Origin of the sequence: Pedobacter sp. MR2016-24 (assembly GCF_026239655.1) — a bacterium.
Classification (GTDB): Bacteria; Bacteroidota; Bacteroidia; order Sphingobacteriales; family Sphingobacteriaceae; genus Pedobacter.
This window is the reverse complement of the sequence record NZ_JAPIVO010000002.1, coordinates 348,380-365,333: the sequence shown is the minus strand read 5'-3', so window position 1 is coordinate 365,333 and position 16,954 is coordinate 348,380. Positions and strand designations below refer to the sequence as shown.

At 41.8% G+C, this 16,954-nt stretch carries 12 protein-coding genes; 5 read left to right on the top strand and 7 right to left on the bottom strand.

Features of this window, described 5'->3' with window-relative positions; all coding sequences use genetic code 11:
• Positions 1–10 precede the first annotated feature (10 nt).
• A complete protein-coding gene (locus OQX62_RS05765; protein WP_265830464.1) occupies positions 11–2,023 on the bottom strand; it encodes a thioredoxin domain-containing protein in 2,013 nt (670 codons plus the stop codon).
• A 139-nt stretch (positions 2,024–2,162) separates the two neighbouring features.
• Between OQX62_RS05765 and OQX62_RS05760 the strand changes: the two genes are divergently transcribed.
• Positions 2,163–3,173: a type IX secretion system membrane protein PorP/SprF gene (locus OQX62_RS05760; RefSeq protein WP_265830463.1), complete on the top strand. Its 1,011-nt coding sequence runs from the start codon at positions 2,163–2,165 to the stop codon at positions 3,171–3,173.
• A 63-nt stretch (positions 3,174–3,236) separates the two neighbouring features.
• Positions 3,237–5,126: a gliding motility-associated C-terminal domain-containing protein gene (locus OQX62_RS05755; RefSeq protein ID WP_265830462.1), complete on the top strand. Its 1,890-nt coding sequence runs from the start codon at positions 3,237–3,239 to the stop codon at positions 5,124–5,126.
• 1 nt (position 5,127) lies between these two features.
• Here OQX62_RS05755 and OQX62_RS05750 read toward each other — a convergent pair whose 3' ends face one another.
• Both OQX62_RS05750 and OQX62_RS05745 read right to left on the bottom strand, forming a co-directional pair.
• Positions 5,128–6,087 (bottom strand): glycoside hydrolase family 25 protein, encoded by a 960-nt coding sequence (locus OQX62_RS05750; protein ID WP_265830461.1) that lies wholly within the window; start codon positions 6,085–6,087, stop codon positions 5,128–5,130.
• 59 nt (positions 6,088–6,146) lie between these two features.
• The gene (locus tag OQX62_RS05745) at positions 6,147–7,517 is read right to left on the bottom strand and encodes a dipeptidase (protein ID WP_265830460.1); all 1,371 of its coding nucleotides are present in this window, start codon (positions 7,515–7,517) and stop codon (positions 6,147–6,149) included.
• A gap of 196 nt (positions 7,518–7,713) precedes the next feature.
• Here OQX62_RS05745 and OQX62_RS05740 point away from each other — a divergent pair, with 196 nt between their 5' ends.
• The 3 genes from OQX62_RS05740 to murA all read left to right on the top strand — a co-directional run bounded on the left by OQX62_RS05740 (position 7,714) and on the right by murA (position 12,152).
• Positions 7,714–10,023 carry an ATP-dependent helicase gene (locus OQX62_RS05740; protein ID WP_265830459.1) on the top strand — a complete coding sequence of 770 codons (2,310 nt, stop codon included), beginning with the start codon at positions 7,714–7,716 and terminating at the stop codon, positions 10,021–10,023.
• An 80-nt stretch (positions 10,024–10,103) separates the two neighbouring features.
• Positions 10,104–10,787 carry a DUF4290 domain-containing protein gene (locus OQX62_RS05735; protein ID WP_265830458.1) on the top strand — a complete coding sequence of 228 codons (684 nt, stop codon included), beginning with the start codon at positions 10,104–10,106 and terminating at the stop codon, positions 10,785–10,787.
• Between the two features lie 39 nt (positions 10,788–10,826).
• A complete protein-coding gene (murA, locus tag OQX62_RS05730; RefSeq protein WP_265830457.1) occupies positions 10,827–12,152 on the top strand; it encodes a UDP-N-acetylglucosamine 1-carboxyvinyltransferase in 1,326 nt (441 codons plus the stop codon).
• A gap of 225 nt (positions 12,153–12,377) precedes the next feature.
• On the opposite strand, the gene OQX62_RS05725 is transcribed toward murA, so the two are convergent.
• The 4 genes from OQX62_RS05725 to OQX62_RS05710 all read right to left on the bottom strand — a co-directional run bounded on the left by OQX62_RS05725 (position 12,378) and on the right by OQX62_RS05710 (position 16,796).
• Complete coding sequence (locus OQX62_RS05725) at positions 12,378–13,739, bottom strand: pyridoxal-phosphate dependent enzyme (RefSeq protein ID WP_265830456.1); 1,362 nt, start codon at positions 13,737–13,739, stop codon at positions 12,378–12,380.
• A 146-nt stretch (positions 13,740–13,885) separates the two neighbouring features.
• Positions 13,886–14,986 (bottom strand): DNA-processing protein DprA, encoded by a 1,101-nt coding sequence (gene dprA, locus OQX62_RS05720; protein ID WP_265830455.1) that lies wholly within the window; start codon positions 14,984–14,986, stop codon positions 13,886–13,888.
• A gap of 65 nt (positions 14,987–15,051) precedes the next feature.
• Positions 15,052–15,684 carry a 16S rRNA (guanine(527)-N(7))-methyltransferase RsmG gene (gene rsmG, locus OQX62_RS05715; protein WP_265830454.1) on the bottom strand — a complete coding sequence of 211 codons (633 nt, stop codon included), beginning with the start codon at positions 15,682–15,684 and terminating at the stop codon, positions 15,052–15,054.
• Positions 15,675–16,796: a glycosyltransferase gene (locus tag OQX62_RS05710; RefSeq protein WP_265830453.1), complete on the bottom strand. Its 1,122-nt coding sequence runs from the start codon at positions 16,794–16,796 to the stop codon at positions 15,675–15,677. The genes rsmG and OQX62_RS05710 overlap by 10 nt, the downstream gene beginning before the upstream one ends.
• Positions 16,797–16,954 lie beyond the last annotated feature (158 nt).

Below are 16,954 nucleotides of genomic sequence, written 5' to 3'. Positions count from 1 at the left end.
GGAATCTTATTTAGTTAATTAATTTTAATGCTTCTTCAACTGTTGTTACAGGCAGCTGACATGATTTATTCCGGCAAATATAGATTTTTGTTTCAATGCTTTGCTTATCTTTTAACAAAGGAAGTGAAGAATTTGTTCCTGCCAATATTATTTTATTTGGAATATAGCTCTTACTCAGTTCTTTCCGCATTTTTAGTGCGGAATCACCCGTCAGCGCGATTTCATTTATTCCGCAAACCTCATTCAGCAGTTGTATGGCCCAGTTGGAATACGCAGAGCCATAGGTTTTGATCTGGGGGAAAACCGCGGCCAGCATTGCTTCGGCTTTATCCAGAAATCTGATTTCATCAAATAACAAACCCAGATGTTTCAGATTCTGCGTCATCACAGAATTTGCCGAAGGAATTACATTATCCATAATTTCATGTTTACGGGCAATCAGCTTCTCTCCGTTGGCGGCCGTATAAAATAACATCGGACTATCCAGATCCCTGAAGTTCGTTAATACATATTCAGTCAGTTTTTTGGCTTCTGACAACCAGGTTTCATCAAAATCTACTTCATATAAGGCGATCAATGCAGCGATAAAAAAGGCATAATCGTCCAGGAAAGCGGTGATTGAAGCTTTTCCATTTTTGTAGTTACGGAACAGACCGCCTTTTGCGGTCGTCAGATCTGAAAGTATAAAAGCCGCGGCTTTTTTAGCTGACAAATAATATGATTCATTTCCAAATACGCTGCTGCTTTCTGCAAGTGCTTTGATCATCATCGCATTCCAGGCCGTCAGACATTTATCGTCCAGTCCGGGTTTGATTCTCTTATCTCGTACCTCAAGCAATTTTTCTTTAGCCCGACTGATTTTTAAATGAAGTTCTTCCAGCGGAATACCTTTAAGGTCTGCAAAGGCAGTAGCGGTTTTTCGTCTCAGCAGGATATTGGTTTCTTCCTCCTCCCAGTTGCCGGCTGTACTAACCGTAAAATAATCGGCCATCAAGGCCGCGTCTTCTCCCAGTATCTGCTCAAATTCCTGCAGGTCCCATACATAGTACTTACCCTCTATACCTTCACTATCTGCATCCAGTGCGGAATAAAATAATCCTTCCGCAGAAGTCATATCTCTTTCCAGCCATTGCATCGTCTCTTCTGCAACTTCCTTAAAAATTACATTTCCACTATACTGATACGCTTCGGTATATAAGCTAACCAGCTGAGCATTGTCATACAGCATTTTCTCAAAGTGCGGGACATGCCATTGCGCATCTACGGAATACCTGGCAAAACCTCCACCAAGCTGGTCGTAAATTCCGCCCAATGCCATCTTTTCTAAAGTAGTCAGCACAGCTCCCTGGATGACCTGGTTATTCATCAGGTGACCATAACGCAGTAAAAACTGCCAGTTATTGGGCAAAGGAAACTTTGGTGCCCGGTTATAACCCCCATCAGATAAATCGAAAGTTCCCTTCCATGGGATAACAATATCTTTAAGATCTTCTGCATTATAAGGTTGTGTCTGGATATTAGGAATCACTTTTTCTGCACTGCGTATACCATCAGTCAGCCTTTCTGCATACTGTTCTGCCTTTTCCGGTTCATTTTCCCAGAGATCTGCAACATTTATCAATATATTGATCCAATCGTCTTTCTTAAAATAAGTTCCACCATAGATTGGGCGCTGGTCTGGCAAACAAATACAGTTGAGTGGCCAGCCTCCGCTGCCAGTCATCAGTTGTACTGCCGTCATATAGATCTGGTCAATATCAGGCCGTTCTTCCCTGTCTACCTTGATACAAACAAAATGTTTGTTCATCACTTCTGCCACCTCCTGCAACTCAAAACTTTCGCGCTCCATGACATGGCACCAGTGACAGGCAGAATAACCTATACTGACCAGGATCAGTTTGTTTTCCTGCTTTGCTTTCAATAATGCTTCCTCACCCCATTCATACCATTCAACAGGATTATAAGCATGTTGCAAAAGGTATGGGGATGAGGCATTGATCAGATTATTTGGTACTGCTTTCATATTGTATTCTTCTACAAAGACAAAGTTATATTGTTTTTTTATTTACCCATAAAAATGTAGCATAGCAGGGAAATGATTCCATTTTATTGTTTTTATGTGTAGGTTAGTACCATTAAAAAATTAACGCTCCAAGCTCTATATGAAGATTATAATTAAAATCTCTCTGCTCTTATTTTTAATTATAAATTCCGCATCTGCACAACAGCTCCCTCAATATACACAGTACATTTTTAACAGTTTCCTCATTAATCCTGCAGTAGCAGGGATTGAGAATTATACTGATGTGAAGCTGGGTTACCGCAAGCAATGGTCAGGCATAAACGGCGCACCTACTACAGGTTTTGTTTCTGTAAACATGCCTTTGGGTAATAACTATCTTTATGGCAATGCTAATTCGTTTTCCGGCGAAGGCAATAATCCGATGAGCAGAAGTTTTGTGCAGGAATACCGGGCAGCAGAACCTCATCATGGAATCGGGCTTTCTGCGTTAACGGATCAGGCAGGTCCCTTGCGCCAGAGCAATATATCGGCCGCCTATGCTTATCATATCGGGATCAGCAGTGATTTTAACCTCGCATTGGGAGTTAGTGCCGGGGTCACAAGATTCAATTTAGACTATTCGGCACTTACGACTGAAAATTTTGATCCGACAATGGCAGAAGCCATCACTACTCAGTTCAAGCCTTATTTAGGTGCTGGATTATGGTTATACGGACCAAGGTTTTTTGCCGGCATTTCCGGTCAGCAGATTTATGCACAGCGGATCAGTTACACGACTGACGACCAGTACAAGGAGGGAAAACTGGTAAACCACGTTTTTGCCACTGCAGGATACAAAATTTATATGGATGATAACTTTGCTGCTATACCATCCATCATGTTAAAATACAGCGCCGGGGCCCCTCTCTCTTACGATATCAATGCCAAGATCGCTTATCAGGATAAGTTTTGGGTGGGTGCCGGTTACCGCCACAACGACGCATTTTCAGGTATGGTTGGATTTAATGTGAGCAGCCTCATTAACCTCAGCTACTCATACGATGCAACCACTTCTGCGCTTCAATCCGTATCCAATGGCAGTCATGAGATTATTCTCGGAATTTTACTAAATAACAGGTATCATGTGAAATGTCCGCAGAGACAATTTTAAAGATCATTTAACGCTATGAGATCATTACGCAAACAACTATTCACATCTATAAGCTTAGTCTTTTTGAGTTGTATACTTTTACTACCTGGTATTGCTTCAGCTCAGTTGTGTACAGGAAGTTTAGGGGATCCGGTAGTGAATATCACTTTTGGTGCAGGTCCGTCTCCTATCGCTCCAGCGCTGGCCAACGGGATCACAAATTATACTTATACAGCAAATAGTTTTCCTCAGGATGGTTATTATACTATTGAGAATACAACAGCAGGGGGTGCCCAGGGCTGGTGGGTAACTACGGACCACACGGGAAATACAGGAGGTTATATGATGATGGTCAATGCACGTACTTCGGTGAGCGACTATTTTTACAAACAGACAGTTACCGGGTTGTGCGGGAGTACGACCTATGAATTTGCTTCCTGGATTATGAATCTACTGAAAACGAATGATATAAGTCCACCAAACATCGAGTTCACTATACAAAGTACTGCAGGCACACTGTTAGGTAAGTATACTACAGGTACAATAGCCAGAGAAAATTCCCCGATATGGAAACAGTTCGGTTTCAACTTTTCAACTCCTCCTGGAGTTACTGATGTCGTATTAACCATGAAGAATATCAGTCCGGGGGGAAGTCCGGCGAATGATCTGGTGCTGGATGACATTACCTTTCGCCCCTGCGGGCCGGAAATAAAGACCTATATAGAGATTCCTAATGAACCAACTATATTGGAAACCTGTTCCGGATCCACGACCAGTTATAACCTGAAAGCAACTATAAATGCAAATTACCTTAATCCTGATTATCAATGGCAGGAAAATACGAATAACACTGGCTGGACGGATATTCCAAATGCAACGAGCTTGTCGACCACCGTCAGCCAGTCAGCAACAGGAAGCTATCAATACCGTTTATCCGTTGGCGAAGGTGCCGTTTCAGTCAGCTGCCGTGTCGTATCAAGTGTCGTAAGCATCACTGTTAAAGACGCACCAGCTATCGTTATTACAACCAACAGTCCGGTTTGTGCCGGAGATGTACTCTCACTGAATGCTACAGGGGGCGCGACCTTCCAGTGGTCCGGTCCTGGTAATTTCACTTCAAATACGGCTGCAAATGGAATCAGTACAGCCGGACCAGCGCAGTCCGGCACCTATACCGTAACTGCAACCACCACTGGCGGCTGCACCAGTTCTGCCTCAGTAGAAGTAGTGGTTTCACCGCGTCCAATTGTCAGTACCAGTGGCGATATAGAAATCTGCGAAGGCAGCAGTACGACCTTAAACGCTGGCGGAGGCACTACCTATCTATGGTCGCCCGCCACAGGTTTATCCGACCCAAATATTGCGAACCCTATAGCCACACCAACAGCAACGACAATTTATACCGTTACAGTAACCAGCGATGACTCCCCTTGTCCGATCCGGGAAGACGTTACCGTGAAAGTTGTAGCTAAGCCTGTTGCTGATGCCGGGCCGAATAAGAATATGATTAAAGGTAATTCCGTTCAATTATCCGGGAAAGTTGCCGGTACTAACATCGGCTATTACTGGACGCCGACAGACTTTCTTGATGATCCGAATTTACTTAATCCCGTGGCGTCGCCCGACAAGAATATTACTTATACACTCAATGTAACTTCTGCTGCGGGTTGTGCTATTGTACAGGATCAGGTAACTGTTACTGTTTATGGAAAGATCGTGATCCCGAATACCTTTTCTCCCAATGGGGATGGCATTAACGAAGTATGGAATGTGACTGCCCTGGATGGTTATACCAGGGCTTTAGTCTCTGTCTTTAACAGGAACGGCAGTCTGGTTTATAAAAGTACTGGCTATGACAAGCCATGGGACGGTACAAATAATGGTTCACAACTGCCCGTGGGTACATATTATTATACGATAGACCTTAGAAACAATAGCCCTGTTTTGAGCGGATGGATATGGCTTACGCGGTAATTTACCTGATCAGCATTTGCTGAAAAGACAGGCTGTCTCCCTTGAAAGCATTAAAGTCTACCACATGGTTGATTCCCGTGATCCTGGCTTTGTCCGAGTGCTGCCAGAAGAACCATTTCGTATCCGCACCTGCTTTCAGGTCCTTTTTATAGTAATGCGCTATCCATAAGGGATATGCATCAAAATGCCCTTTCAGGTAATCTTTATAGAAGACCAGTCCCGAATAAATGATCGGTTTAACCTTTGTCTTTTCTTCAACATGCATAAGAAAATCGCTCAGCTCCATTCGCATTTTTGCCGGTGATACACCACTCAGCTGCTCTACATCCACCACTGGGGGAAGATCTCCCTGTTCAAACTTCACCGTTTGCAGGAAAAAACGTGCCTGCCATAAACCCGACTTTTTCGGGATAAAATAGTGATAAGCACCGCATACTATACCTACTTTAGGTGCTTCCCTCCAGTTACGCTGAAAATAAGGATCTACACTGGAAACCCCTTCCGTAGCCTTGATAAAAGCAAAAGTAACATGTACATCATCCTCTTTCATGGCCTTTACCTTTTTCCAGTTGATCTTACCCTGATAAGAAGATACATCTATCCCATGTACAGAATAGCGTTTAGGGATCTGGATATCGTAGCTTTTATACGTTCTGTAATTGGGGTCTTCACCGATGTCCATAATCCATCTTCCGGTAGAAGTGAAAACTTTGAGTACATAACCATAATATAAAGGAGAGAACAGAATCAGCAGCAATCCGGCGATGACGAATTTCCATTGCAGTGACAAACCCTGTTTTCTCTTAACAGCGGTTTTCCTCGTCGCGGGTTTTCTGGCTACAGGCTTACTTTTGCTTACAGGCGTTTTTGACACTGGTTTTGCGGATGGTTTCACAGCCAGTGGATTCTCAATTTCTGTTAGTTCTTTAGCTGTTGCTGGCTTTTTCTTTATAGGTGGCACGTTGTAAAAATACAAAAGGGCAGCCTAACAGCCGCCCTTTCCAACAAATTTATCTGAAATTATTTACTCAGTTCTGCAAAGTACTTATGAAACAGCGGTAAAGTTTCTATGCCTTTATAATAGTTATAAATGTCATATTTCTCATTAGGCGAGTGTAAAGCATCACTATCCAAACCGAAACCGAAGAGTACAGATTTAATACCCAGTACATCCTCAAATAAAGCAACAATCGGGATACTTCCCCCTCCCCTTGTAGGGATTGGTTTTTTACCAAAACTGTCCAGAATAGCTTTTTCAGCAGCACGGTAGGCAGTGCTGTCCGTTGGCGTTACTACCGGCTCACCACCATGGTGCGACATCACTTTAACCTTTACAAATTCAGGAGCAATGCTTTCAAAGTGTTTCTGGAAGATAGCAGCTATCTCTTCTGAACTCTGGTGAGGCACGAGGCGCATAGAAATCTTTGCATTTGCCTTTGAAGGCAATACCGTTTTTGCACCTTCCCCGATATATCCACTCCAGATCCCATTCACTTCTAAAGTAGGTCTTGTTCCCGTGCGCTCTAAAGTAGAATATCCTTTCTCTCCCCATTCAGCATCAATACCCAGGTCTTTTTTATATGCATCCAGTTCGAAAGGAGCTGAATTTAACGCTGCTTTCTCTTCTTCGGTCAATTCAATCACCTTATCATAAAATTCAGGAATAGTGATATGGTTATTTTCATCATGTAACGAAGCAATCATTTTACATAAAATAGTAGCCGGATTAGCTACAGCACCACCATAAACACCCGAGTGAAGATCCCTGTTCGGGCCTACTACTTCTACTTCCATATAAGCCAGTCCGCGTAATCCTGTTTCGATAGAAGGATTTTCCATGCTGATCATTGACGTATCGGAGATCAGTACTACATCCGCTTTTAAACGTTCTGCATTGTCTTTAACAAAGATTCCCAGATTGCTTGATCCTACTTCTTCTTCTCCCTCAATCATGAACTTCACATTACAGGCCAGCGTATTGGTCTGCATCATCAGTTCGAATGCCTTTACATGCATATAGAACTGCCCTTTATCATCTGCAGAACCACGAGCGTAGATCTTACCATCGCGCACAGTGGGCTCAAACGGCGGTGTATCCCATAATTCAAGCGGATCTGCCGGCTGCACATCATAATGCCCGTATATTAATACTGTAGGTAGTTTTTCATCAATAAGTTTCTCTCCATATATAATCGGATAACCCGCTGTCTCGCAAACTTCGACCTTATCGGCACCAGCTTCTTTCAGCTTTTCAGCAACAAAATCAGCCGTTTTTAACACGTCCGCTTTATATTTAGGATCAGCACTTACTGATGGAAAACGTAACAATACAAACAACTCATCTAAAAAGCGCTGTTTGTTATCTTCTACATATTTTTTTATCTCCTGCATAACAAAATGATTTTAGGCAAATATAGAATAATTGAAATCCGATTGTGAAAAAACCGGTTGGATAAAATCAATAAACCGGTCTGCAGCTCCATGCAAATCCGGCTGTCCGCTATTTAAAAAGAAAATATATTGTGCTGGAATAACAGCCGATATTTGTTATTTTTGCAAATTAAAGACGCAAAAAACAGGATTCGATTTGGATTATTTAGCAGGATTAAACCCCCAACAACGTGCAGCAGTAGAGAATACCCAGGGACCGGCAATGATTGTTGCAGGTGCAGGATCGGGTAAAACCAGGGTAATTACCTATAGGGTAGCCCACCTTATTGAAAAGGGTGTAGATCCTTTCAATATCCTGGTCCTCACCTTTACCAATAAGGCTTCAAAAGATATGCGCGAGCGAATTTCCAAAGTGGTGGGTACGGAAGCGAAAAACCTCTGGATGGGAACTTTTCACTCTGTGTTTGCGAAAATATTACGTGTTGAAGCAGAAAAAATCGGCTATCCTTCGAATTTCACGATCTATGATACGGATGACAGTAAAAGTCTGATCCGTGCCATACTCCGGGAAATGCAGCTGGATGATAAGTTATACAATGCTAATTTTGTTTACAACCGTATTTCATCTGCTAAAAATAACCTGGTGAGCCACGGGGAGTACCTGAATAATGCGGAGATCCAGGCAGAAGATATCAGCAATAAACGTCCACTTACAGGCGTGATTTACGAAACCTATACTAAAAGGTGCTTCAAAGCAGGTGCAATGGATTTTGATGATTTACTATTCAAAACCAATGTATTACTGAAGGATCATCCTGATGTATTGAATAAATACCAGCAGAAATTCAAATACCTGATGGTGGATGAGTACCAGGATACTAACTTTTCGCAATATACTATTGTGAAAAAGCTGGCCGCAGCATACCAGAACATTTGTGTGGTGGGTGACGATGCGCAGAGTATTTATGGTTTCAGGGGGGCAAATATCCAGAACATCCTGAACTTTGAGAAAGATTATCCCGAATTACAGGTATATAAATTAGAGCAGAACTACCGCTCTACACAAAATATTGTAGAAGTAGCCAACAGTATTATTGCCAATAACAAGAACCAGCTGGAGAAAAACGTTTTCTCAGAAAATGAGTCGGGCGACAGAATCAAGGTATCCCGTGCCTTTACAGACAATGAGGAAGGTAAAATTGTGGCCGAAGCCATCGTACAGGATCGTTCTACTAATGGTTTAAACTTCAGTGATTTTGCTATCCTTTATCGTACCAACGCACAGTCGCGGGCAATGGAGGAAGGTTTAAGAAAATTAAATATCCCTTACAAAATATTCGGGGGACTCTCTTTTTATCAGCGTAAAGAGATTAAAGATTTAATTGCCTATTTCCGTTTAACCTTCAATCCAAGTGATGAAGAGGCGATTAAACGTGTGATCAACTATCCAAAAAGAGGATTAGGGGATACCACAGTAGACAAGATTATCGTAGCAGCAGATCAGCATAACATCACGATGTGGGAAGTGATCTGTGAGCCACAAACCTATATAGCTGGCAGGATTGCCAATCAGCTGAACGACTTTTCGATGCTGATTAAAAGCTTCATGGCAGAATCCAAAAAACTGGATGCCTATGAAACTGCCTTATATATTGCACAGCATTCCGGCATTTTGAAGGAATTACATACTGATGATAGTGTAGAAGGCCGCAGCCGGTATGAAAACATTCAGGAATTACTGAACGGGATCAAGGAATTTGCTGAACGTGAAGATATTGAAGACCGTAGTCTGGCTATTTTCATGCAGGACATTGCCCTGCTGACCAATGACGACAGGCAGGATGACAAGACTAAAGATACCGTTTCATTAATGACGATCCACTCCGCTAAAGGACTGGAGTTTAAGAACGTATTTGTGGTAGGCCTCGAAGAAAACCTCTTCCCTTCACAAATGTCGCTCACTTCAAGGACAGATTTAGAGGAGGAACGCCGCCTGTTTTACGTTGCCATTACGCGTGCAGAAAAAAAACTGACCCTCACCTACGCCACCTCGCGCTACCGCTGGGGAACGCTGACCAGCTGTGAGCCAAGCAGGTTTATCAATGAAATCAATGCCAGGTATCTGGAGCTGGAGACTGTAAAAGCACCAAAAAGCAATATGGATTCCGGCAGTTTTGATAATGAACGCAGGTCATGGTCACAACAAAGAGATAGTTTTAGCAAACCAAAACCTGCCTCTGCGGGCACTGCAAGTGGCACAGCACAGGCACCGCGACCAAAAACAACATCTATTCTTCCGAAAGCACACATACCTACACCAGGTTTTGCACCCGATGAGGCTAAAGCTTTCCAGAACGGCATGGATGTGGAGCATGAGAAGTTCGGATTTGGCAAGATCATCAATCTTGAAGGCACTTTACCAGACGTAAAAGCGACTGTTTTTTTCCAGGGATTAGGAAATAAAGCTTTGTTATTAAAATTTGCTAAATTGCGAATTGTAAAATAAGGTTTATCTTTAAACAAAATATACCAAAACAGGCACGGTGTCGTTATTCCCTTCTACGACTTGCCATTAGATAATATAGAATGAATTTCGATTATAATACCACAAGAAACGAGTTAATTCTTGCAGAATACGGCCGTAATGTACAAAATATGGTAAAGTACATTTGCGAATTACCTGATTTAGAAGAACGCAATAAATATGCTCAGGCAGTCATTGATCTGATGGGCTTTTTAAATCCGCATTTACGTGATGTGGCTGATTTTAAACATAAACTCTGGGATCATTTACACATCATCTCGGGTTACAAAATAGAAGTTGACAGTCCTTATCCGAAGCCGACTCCGGAAATGGCGCTTGTAAAACCAGCACATATAGGCTATCCTCAAAAAAGAATTACCTATAAACATTACGGTAAAACTGTTGAAGTACTGATCGAAAGAGCTAAGGCTGTTGACGAGCCAGAGCGCAGAGCCGCAATGGTACAAGGTATCGCTAACTTCATGAAAATGGCTTATGTAACCTGGAATAAAGACAGTGTGGCTGATGAGACCATTATCAAAAACTTACGTGAACTATCCGGTGGTCAGTTACAACTGGATGAAAATGTGAACCTGAATAAAGTGGAATTCAGACCTCCTGTAAACAGGGCTGCAACGAATAATAACCGCGGACGCAGCAATAGCAACAACAATAACAAAGGAAGACAAAACAACAATAACCGTCCTCCCCGCAGCAATAACAACAACCCGAAACAAAGACACTAATACAAGCAGCATTTACATTATTATTACAGGTTAAAGCACATGAACGCATTTGAAATTATAGGCGGGAAGAAGTTAAAAGGCGAAATCCATCCACAAGGCGCCAAAAACGAAGCCCTTCAGATCATATCTGCAGTTTTACTTACTGAGGAAAAGATCACCGTCAGCAACATCCCAGACATCAAAGATGTAAATAAACTGATTGAATTATTAGGAGACCTTGGCGTTCAGGTAGAACGCATTTCAAAAGACACTTACACTTTTGAAGCAAAAAACATCAACCTTGACTTCTTTAAATCTGCTACCTTTAAATCAAAAGGCGGAAGTTTAAGAGGATCTATCATGATTGTAGGTCCTTTACTCGCACGTTTTGGTCAGGCTGCTATCCCTAAACCGGGCGGAGACAAAATCGGAAGAAGAAGATTGGATACCCACTTCTTAGGTTTTGAAAAATTGGGCGCAAAATTCGTTTACGATGCTAAAGAATCCTTTTTCAATGTAGATGCCACCGATCTTAAAGGTGCATATATTCTTTTAGACGAGGCTTCTGTAACCGGGACTGCCAACATCGTAATGGCCGCTGTATTGGCTAAAGGCATCACGACTATCTATAATGCAGCCTGTGAACCTTACCTGCAGCAGCTCTGCAAAATGCTTAACCGCATGGGCGCAAAAATTTCAGGCATAGGATCAAACCTGCTAACGATAGAAGGGGTAACTAAACTAGGTGGCACAGAACACCGTATGCTGCCTGACATGATTGAAATCGGCTCTTTCATCGGCCTTGCGGCAATGACAGAGTCAGAAATCACCATCAAAAATGTATGTTATTCGGAACTGGGTGTGATACCTGATGTATTCAGAAAACTAGGTATCAACTTCGAATTGAGAGGTGACGATATTTTTATCCCATCTCAAAAACATTATATCATCGATACATTTATCGATGGATCAATCCTTACTATTGCTGATTCACCATGGCCGGGCTTTACGCCTGACCTGCTCAGTATTGTATTGGTTGTAGCTACCCAAGCCAAAGGATCAATTCTGGTTCACCAGAAAATGTTCGAAAGCCGTCTTTTCTTTGTAGATAAACTAATAGAAATGGGTGCTCAGATTATCCTTTGCGATCCACACAGAGCTACTGTAAACGGTATTGACAAACAATATAAGTTAAGAGGAATCAGCATGACTTCGCCGGATATCCGTGCAGGTGTATCATTATTGATTGCTGCATTATCAGCAGAAGGAACCTCTACCATCTTTAATATTGAACAGATAGAGCGCGGCTACCAGGATATCGATACACGTCTGCGTGCATTAGGTGCACAGATTAAACGTGTTGACGGATCAGGACCAAGCCACTAAAAAATACGACGTTAAAAAGGGGAATCTTAGCAGATTCCCTTTTTTTATGCCCAGAAAATCGGCTCAGAAAACATAAATTCTACACATTAATCATTGCTGTCCACGATACCGGTATGCATTAAAAAAGGGACTACCTGTTCTCGGCCTTCTATGTCTTGCGCAACAAGAGATAGGCAGTCAAAAACAGGTGATCCCTTTTTTTATATTTGTTCAGACCTTCCCTAATTATCCTGAGATCGCATTAATAATATCATACTGCGTAATAATCTCAAAATGACCATTTTCATCCTCCACTAACACCGCACTATTTTCTTTATTAATCAATGCAGAAATCTTATCAATAGACGTATTCATATCTACAAAAGGAAAAGTAGCAGACATCACTTCCTGCACCGGTGCAGACTTCAGCGACGGATTCTCTAATAAAGCCTTTAATATATCACCTTCAGCTAATTTACCCACAATCATGCCCTTTTGCGTAACGGGAATCTGAGAAATATTCAAGCTGTTCATCGTATTAATAGCTTCAAGAATGGTCTTTTCACAATCTATGGTAACAATCTCCGACTGTTCTTTTTTAGCAATAATTGCCTTAGCCGTCAGCTTTTCGTCCGTTAAGAATCCACGCTCCCTTAACCAGTCCTCATTGTACATTTTACCCATGTACCTGCTGCCGTGGTCATGGAAAATAACCACTACCACATCTTCGGGTTTCAATTTATCCCTCAATTGCAGCAATCCGGCAATTGCTGAACCTGCAGAGTTTCCAACAAAAATACCCTCCTTACGGGCAATATCACGCGTCATTAAAGCAGCATCCTTATCCGTTACTTTTTCAAACAAATCAATAATATCAAAATCCACATTCTGAGGCAGGAAATCTTCCCCTATCCCTTCCGTGATGTAAGGATAAATCTCATTTTTGTCCAGAATACCCGTCTCTTTATATTTCTTGAATACTGAACCGTAAGTATCGATACCCCACACTTTAATATCTGGATTCTGCTCTTTTAAGTACTTCCCGGTACCTGAAATCGTTCCTCCTGTACCTACACCAACCACTAAATGGGTAATCTTACCCTCAGTCTGTGCCCAGATTTCGGGTCCGGTAGACTCATAATGTGCCTGCGTATTTGCAAGGTTATCATATTGATTTGGCTTCCATGAATTCGGTACTTCGCGCTCTAAGCGGGAAGAAACGGAATAATATGATCGCGGATCTTCCGGTTCAACATTCGTCGGACATACAATTACTTCTGCTCCGAAAGCACGTAAAGCATCAACTTTTTCTTTCGACTGTTTATCTGTAGTAGTGAAAATACATTTATATCCCTTAATGATCGCGGCCATAGCCAGCCCCATTCCGGTATTACCAGAAGTACCTTCTATGATTGTTCCGCCGGGTTTAAGCTTACCGCTCTTTTCAGCATCCTCAATCATCTTAACCGCCATACGGTCTTTAATGGAATTTCCAGGGTTAGTGGTTTCCACTTTTGCCAGAACTGTCGCTTGAATATCCTTTGTAATGTTATTCAATTTAACCAATGGCGTATTGCCAATTGTTTCTAAAATATTGTTATACCACATGTTACAAAAATACGACTTGTTTGCTAGATTTTTATTGCAAATAATTATTCATAATCAAATTCTGAATTAATGACGTTCATGAAATAATATTCTGAATCCACTTAAAAATGCGCTACACAACCAATAATATATCGGTTTCGGACCTTTTAAGGTATCATATTTAGTTGATAAATCTTACCCGGAAGGGAAATTATTGATCCCTTCAGTTCCAGATTGAGCAGGTGTATAGCGAGTTTACTTTGCTGTATTTCTGCCCTGATACCCAATTCATCTATCCTTAAAGGAGCCTGCACGAGCAGGGTCATGATCTTACTTTCCTCTTTAGACAGATTTAGCGGAAGCTCAGTTTGCCTCGCAGGTGATACAGGCAGTACATCGTCCCAGCCCATATAATAAACGAGGTCTCTGGGATCTGATATCAGTCCAGCTCTATTGGTTTTGATCAAAAAATTACAACCTTTACTGTATTCGTCAGACACTTTCCCGGGAAATGCGAAGACATCCCTGTCATATGAATTTGCGATTTCGGCAGTGATCAGCGCGCCTCCTTTCATCGCTGCTTCAACCACTACCGTTACATCTGCCATGCCCGCAATGATACGGTTCCGCTTAGGAAAATTCTCTTTATCCGGATTTGTTTGCAAAGGGAATTCGGTCAGCAGTCCCCCATTTTTAAGCATTTGATTTGCGATCTGCTTGTGTACAGAAGGGTACATCCGGTCCAGACCATGCCCCAGCACACCAACTGTAGGAATATTAAAAGCCAGACTTTCCCGATGAGCTGCCACATCTATACCGTAGGCAAGGCCGCTCACTATTAATACGTTGTAAGGTTGTAAAGTTTCTGCCAGCTGCCGGCATAATGCCTGCCCATATTTGCTTGCGTTACGCGTGCCTACTACACTAACTATCCTGGGGTGGTTAAGATCTGCATTGCCTTTGTAATAAAGCAGTACAGGGGCATCATAACATTCTTTCAGTCGCCGGGGATATCGATCTGACGTATAAAAAAGCAACTCAATTTTATGTTTTTCAATAAACCTCAGCTGTTCTGCAGCTAATGCGAGTGCATTGGTACTTAAGATCTGGCTCGCAATCACTTCGCCGACACCAGGAATCTGCAGCAGAGATTGCTTATCAGCACTAAAAACAGCCTCTGCCGATCCATATCGATCCAGCAGACGCTTTGCATTTATATGTCCGACATTCCTGATTAATGTCAGCGCAATTTGATGGATTAAACTCATAAGCTAAATTAATACACATAAACCAATAAATGGTAATGTATTAATAGCAGCTCCGGAAATTAATGCTATTGCGGGATGTAGACCACGAACTTGGTGTCAAAAAAGTCCTCTTCAAAGTAGGCAGACAATGGATATAACTCCGCTTTTAACCGCGATTCTGAAATTTCTTCCGCGAGTTCACCACCTTTTAAATAAAGTATACCGTTAGGAATGGCATTTTTTGAATCTTTATTGAACTTGCCCTGCACCCATGGATAAAAGTCTATTAATCTGGTTACCGCACGCGACACGACAAAATCATACTTATCGGCCACCTGCTCTGCTCTTAAATGACTCGCTTTAACATTCGTTAGTCCTAAAGCTGTTGCCACTTCGTTTACTACCTTGATCTTTTTACCAATAGAATCTACCAGATGAAACTGTGTTTCAGGAAACAAGATAGCCAAGGGAATACCCGGAAATCCACCACCAGTACCCACATCCAGCACTTTTTCTCCAGGCCTGAAAGTACAGAATTTAGCAATTCCCAGAGAGTGAAGAATATGTCTTTCATACAATTCTTCGATGTCTTTACGTGAAATCACATTGATCTGCGCATTCCAGAAACTGTATAAATCATATAAACGGTCAAACTGTGAAATCTGTTCCGCAGTAAGATTCTTGAAGTATTTTTGAATTAGAGATGAGGTTATTTCCACTTTACTTTTTTGACAAATATAGACAGAAAGCCGTTAAAGACTAAGAAAATGAACAATAGAATATCAAGAAATGGAAACCACCACCGTAAATCTGCGTAGTTTAATCGCTTGAGAAGTCGCGGATAAATAAAACATCTAGTGATTACGCTCAGGAGAAAAATCCCAATACTTATATATAATGTCGATTTAAACAGCAGTAACAGTACAAAAAACAGGTAAAAGAGAAACTGGAAAACAATCTGTGCAGATAAAATGAACTTATGCTTTGCCTTATAAAACTTACCCGCACCAAAATGTCTCTTCTTCTGCCTTAGATATGCTCCAAATGTAGCATTTGGGGCAGACCATACATGCGTTTGACTATTGATCCGGATCTCCGTATTGGAATGGGTAGCATGTGCATTCACAAACAAATCATCGTCACCCGAGGGGATATGCATATGTGCGGCGAAACCTTTATTCTTGAAAAACAGCGACTTTTTATAGGCCATATTCCTGCCCACCCCCATATAAGGCATTCCTTTAATGGCATAAGAAAGATAATTTACTGCCGTAAAAAAGGTTTCGAAGCGGATAAGGCTGTTCAATAACCCGCGCTTTTTCAGATAAGGCGAATAACCTAAAACTATAGCAGTTGAATCCTGCTCGGGCTGCTGCATTCCCATTAACCAATGCGGTGAAGCAGGCATACAATCTGCATCAGTAAAGACAAGCCACTCATTAGATGCCGCTTTAATTCCCATTGTTACCGCAAACTTCTTACCGGCGATAAATTTTCCACCATCATTTACAGTAACTACTTTGAGGTTTTTATAAGCTTTTGAAAATTCTTCCAGTATATCCCTTGTGCCGTCCCATGAGCGGTCGTCCACCACGATCACCTCAAAATCAGGGTATTCCTGCGCCATTACCACCGGTAAAAACCTGTTAAGGTTCTCTGCTTCATTACGTGCGCAGATAATCACACTGACAGGTTGACGGGCAGCGAGAGGGATATCCTCTACCTTAAATCGTGCTAATTTTAAATGTACAAAGAGGCTGAAATAGAGTTGAACAGCAAAACAAAAAACGAGGGCGCCTAACAGGCAGCTCTCTAATAAGGTTAATTCCACGATTTAGTATTGATTGGCTCAAATTTCTGATTTTAAATTTGTAATGTTCGTTTTTGTTGATAAAAATTTTAGCAGGCTTATCGCGCGTTTTTTGCTACTTTTGCGCAGATTTTTCGAATCGCACAAACATGTGTGAATCTGTATCAGACAGCTCTGCA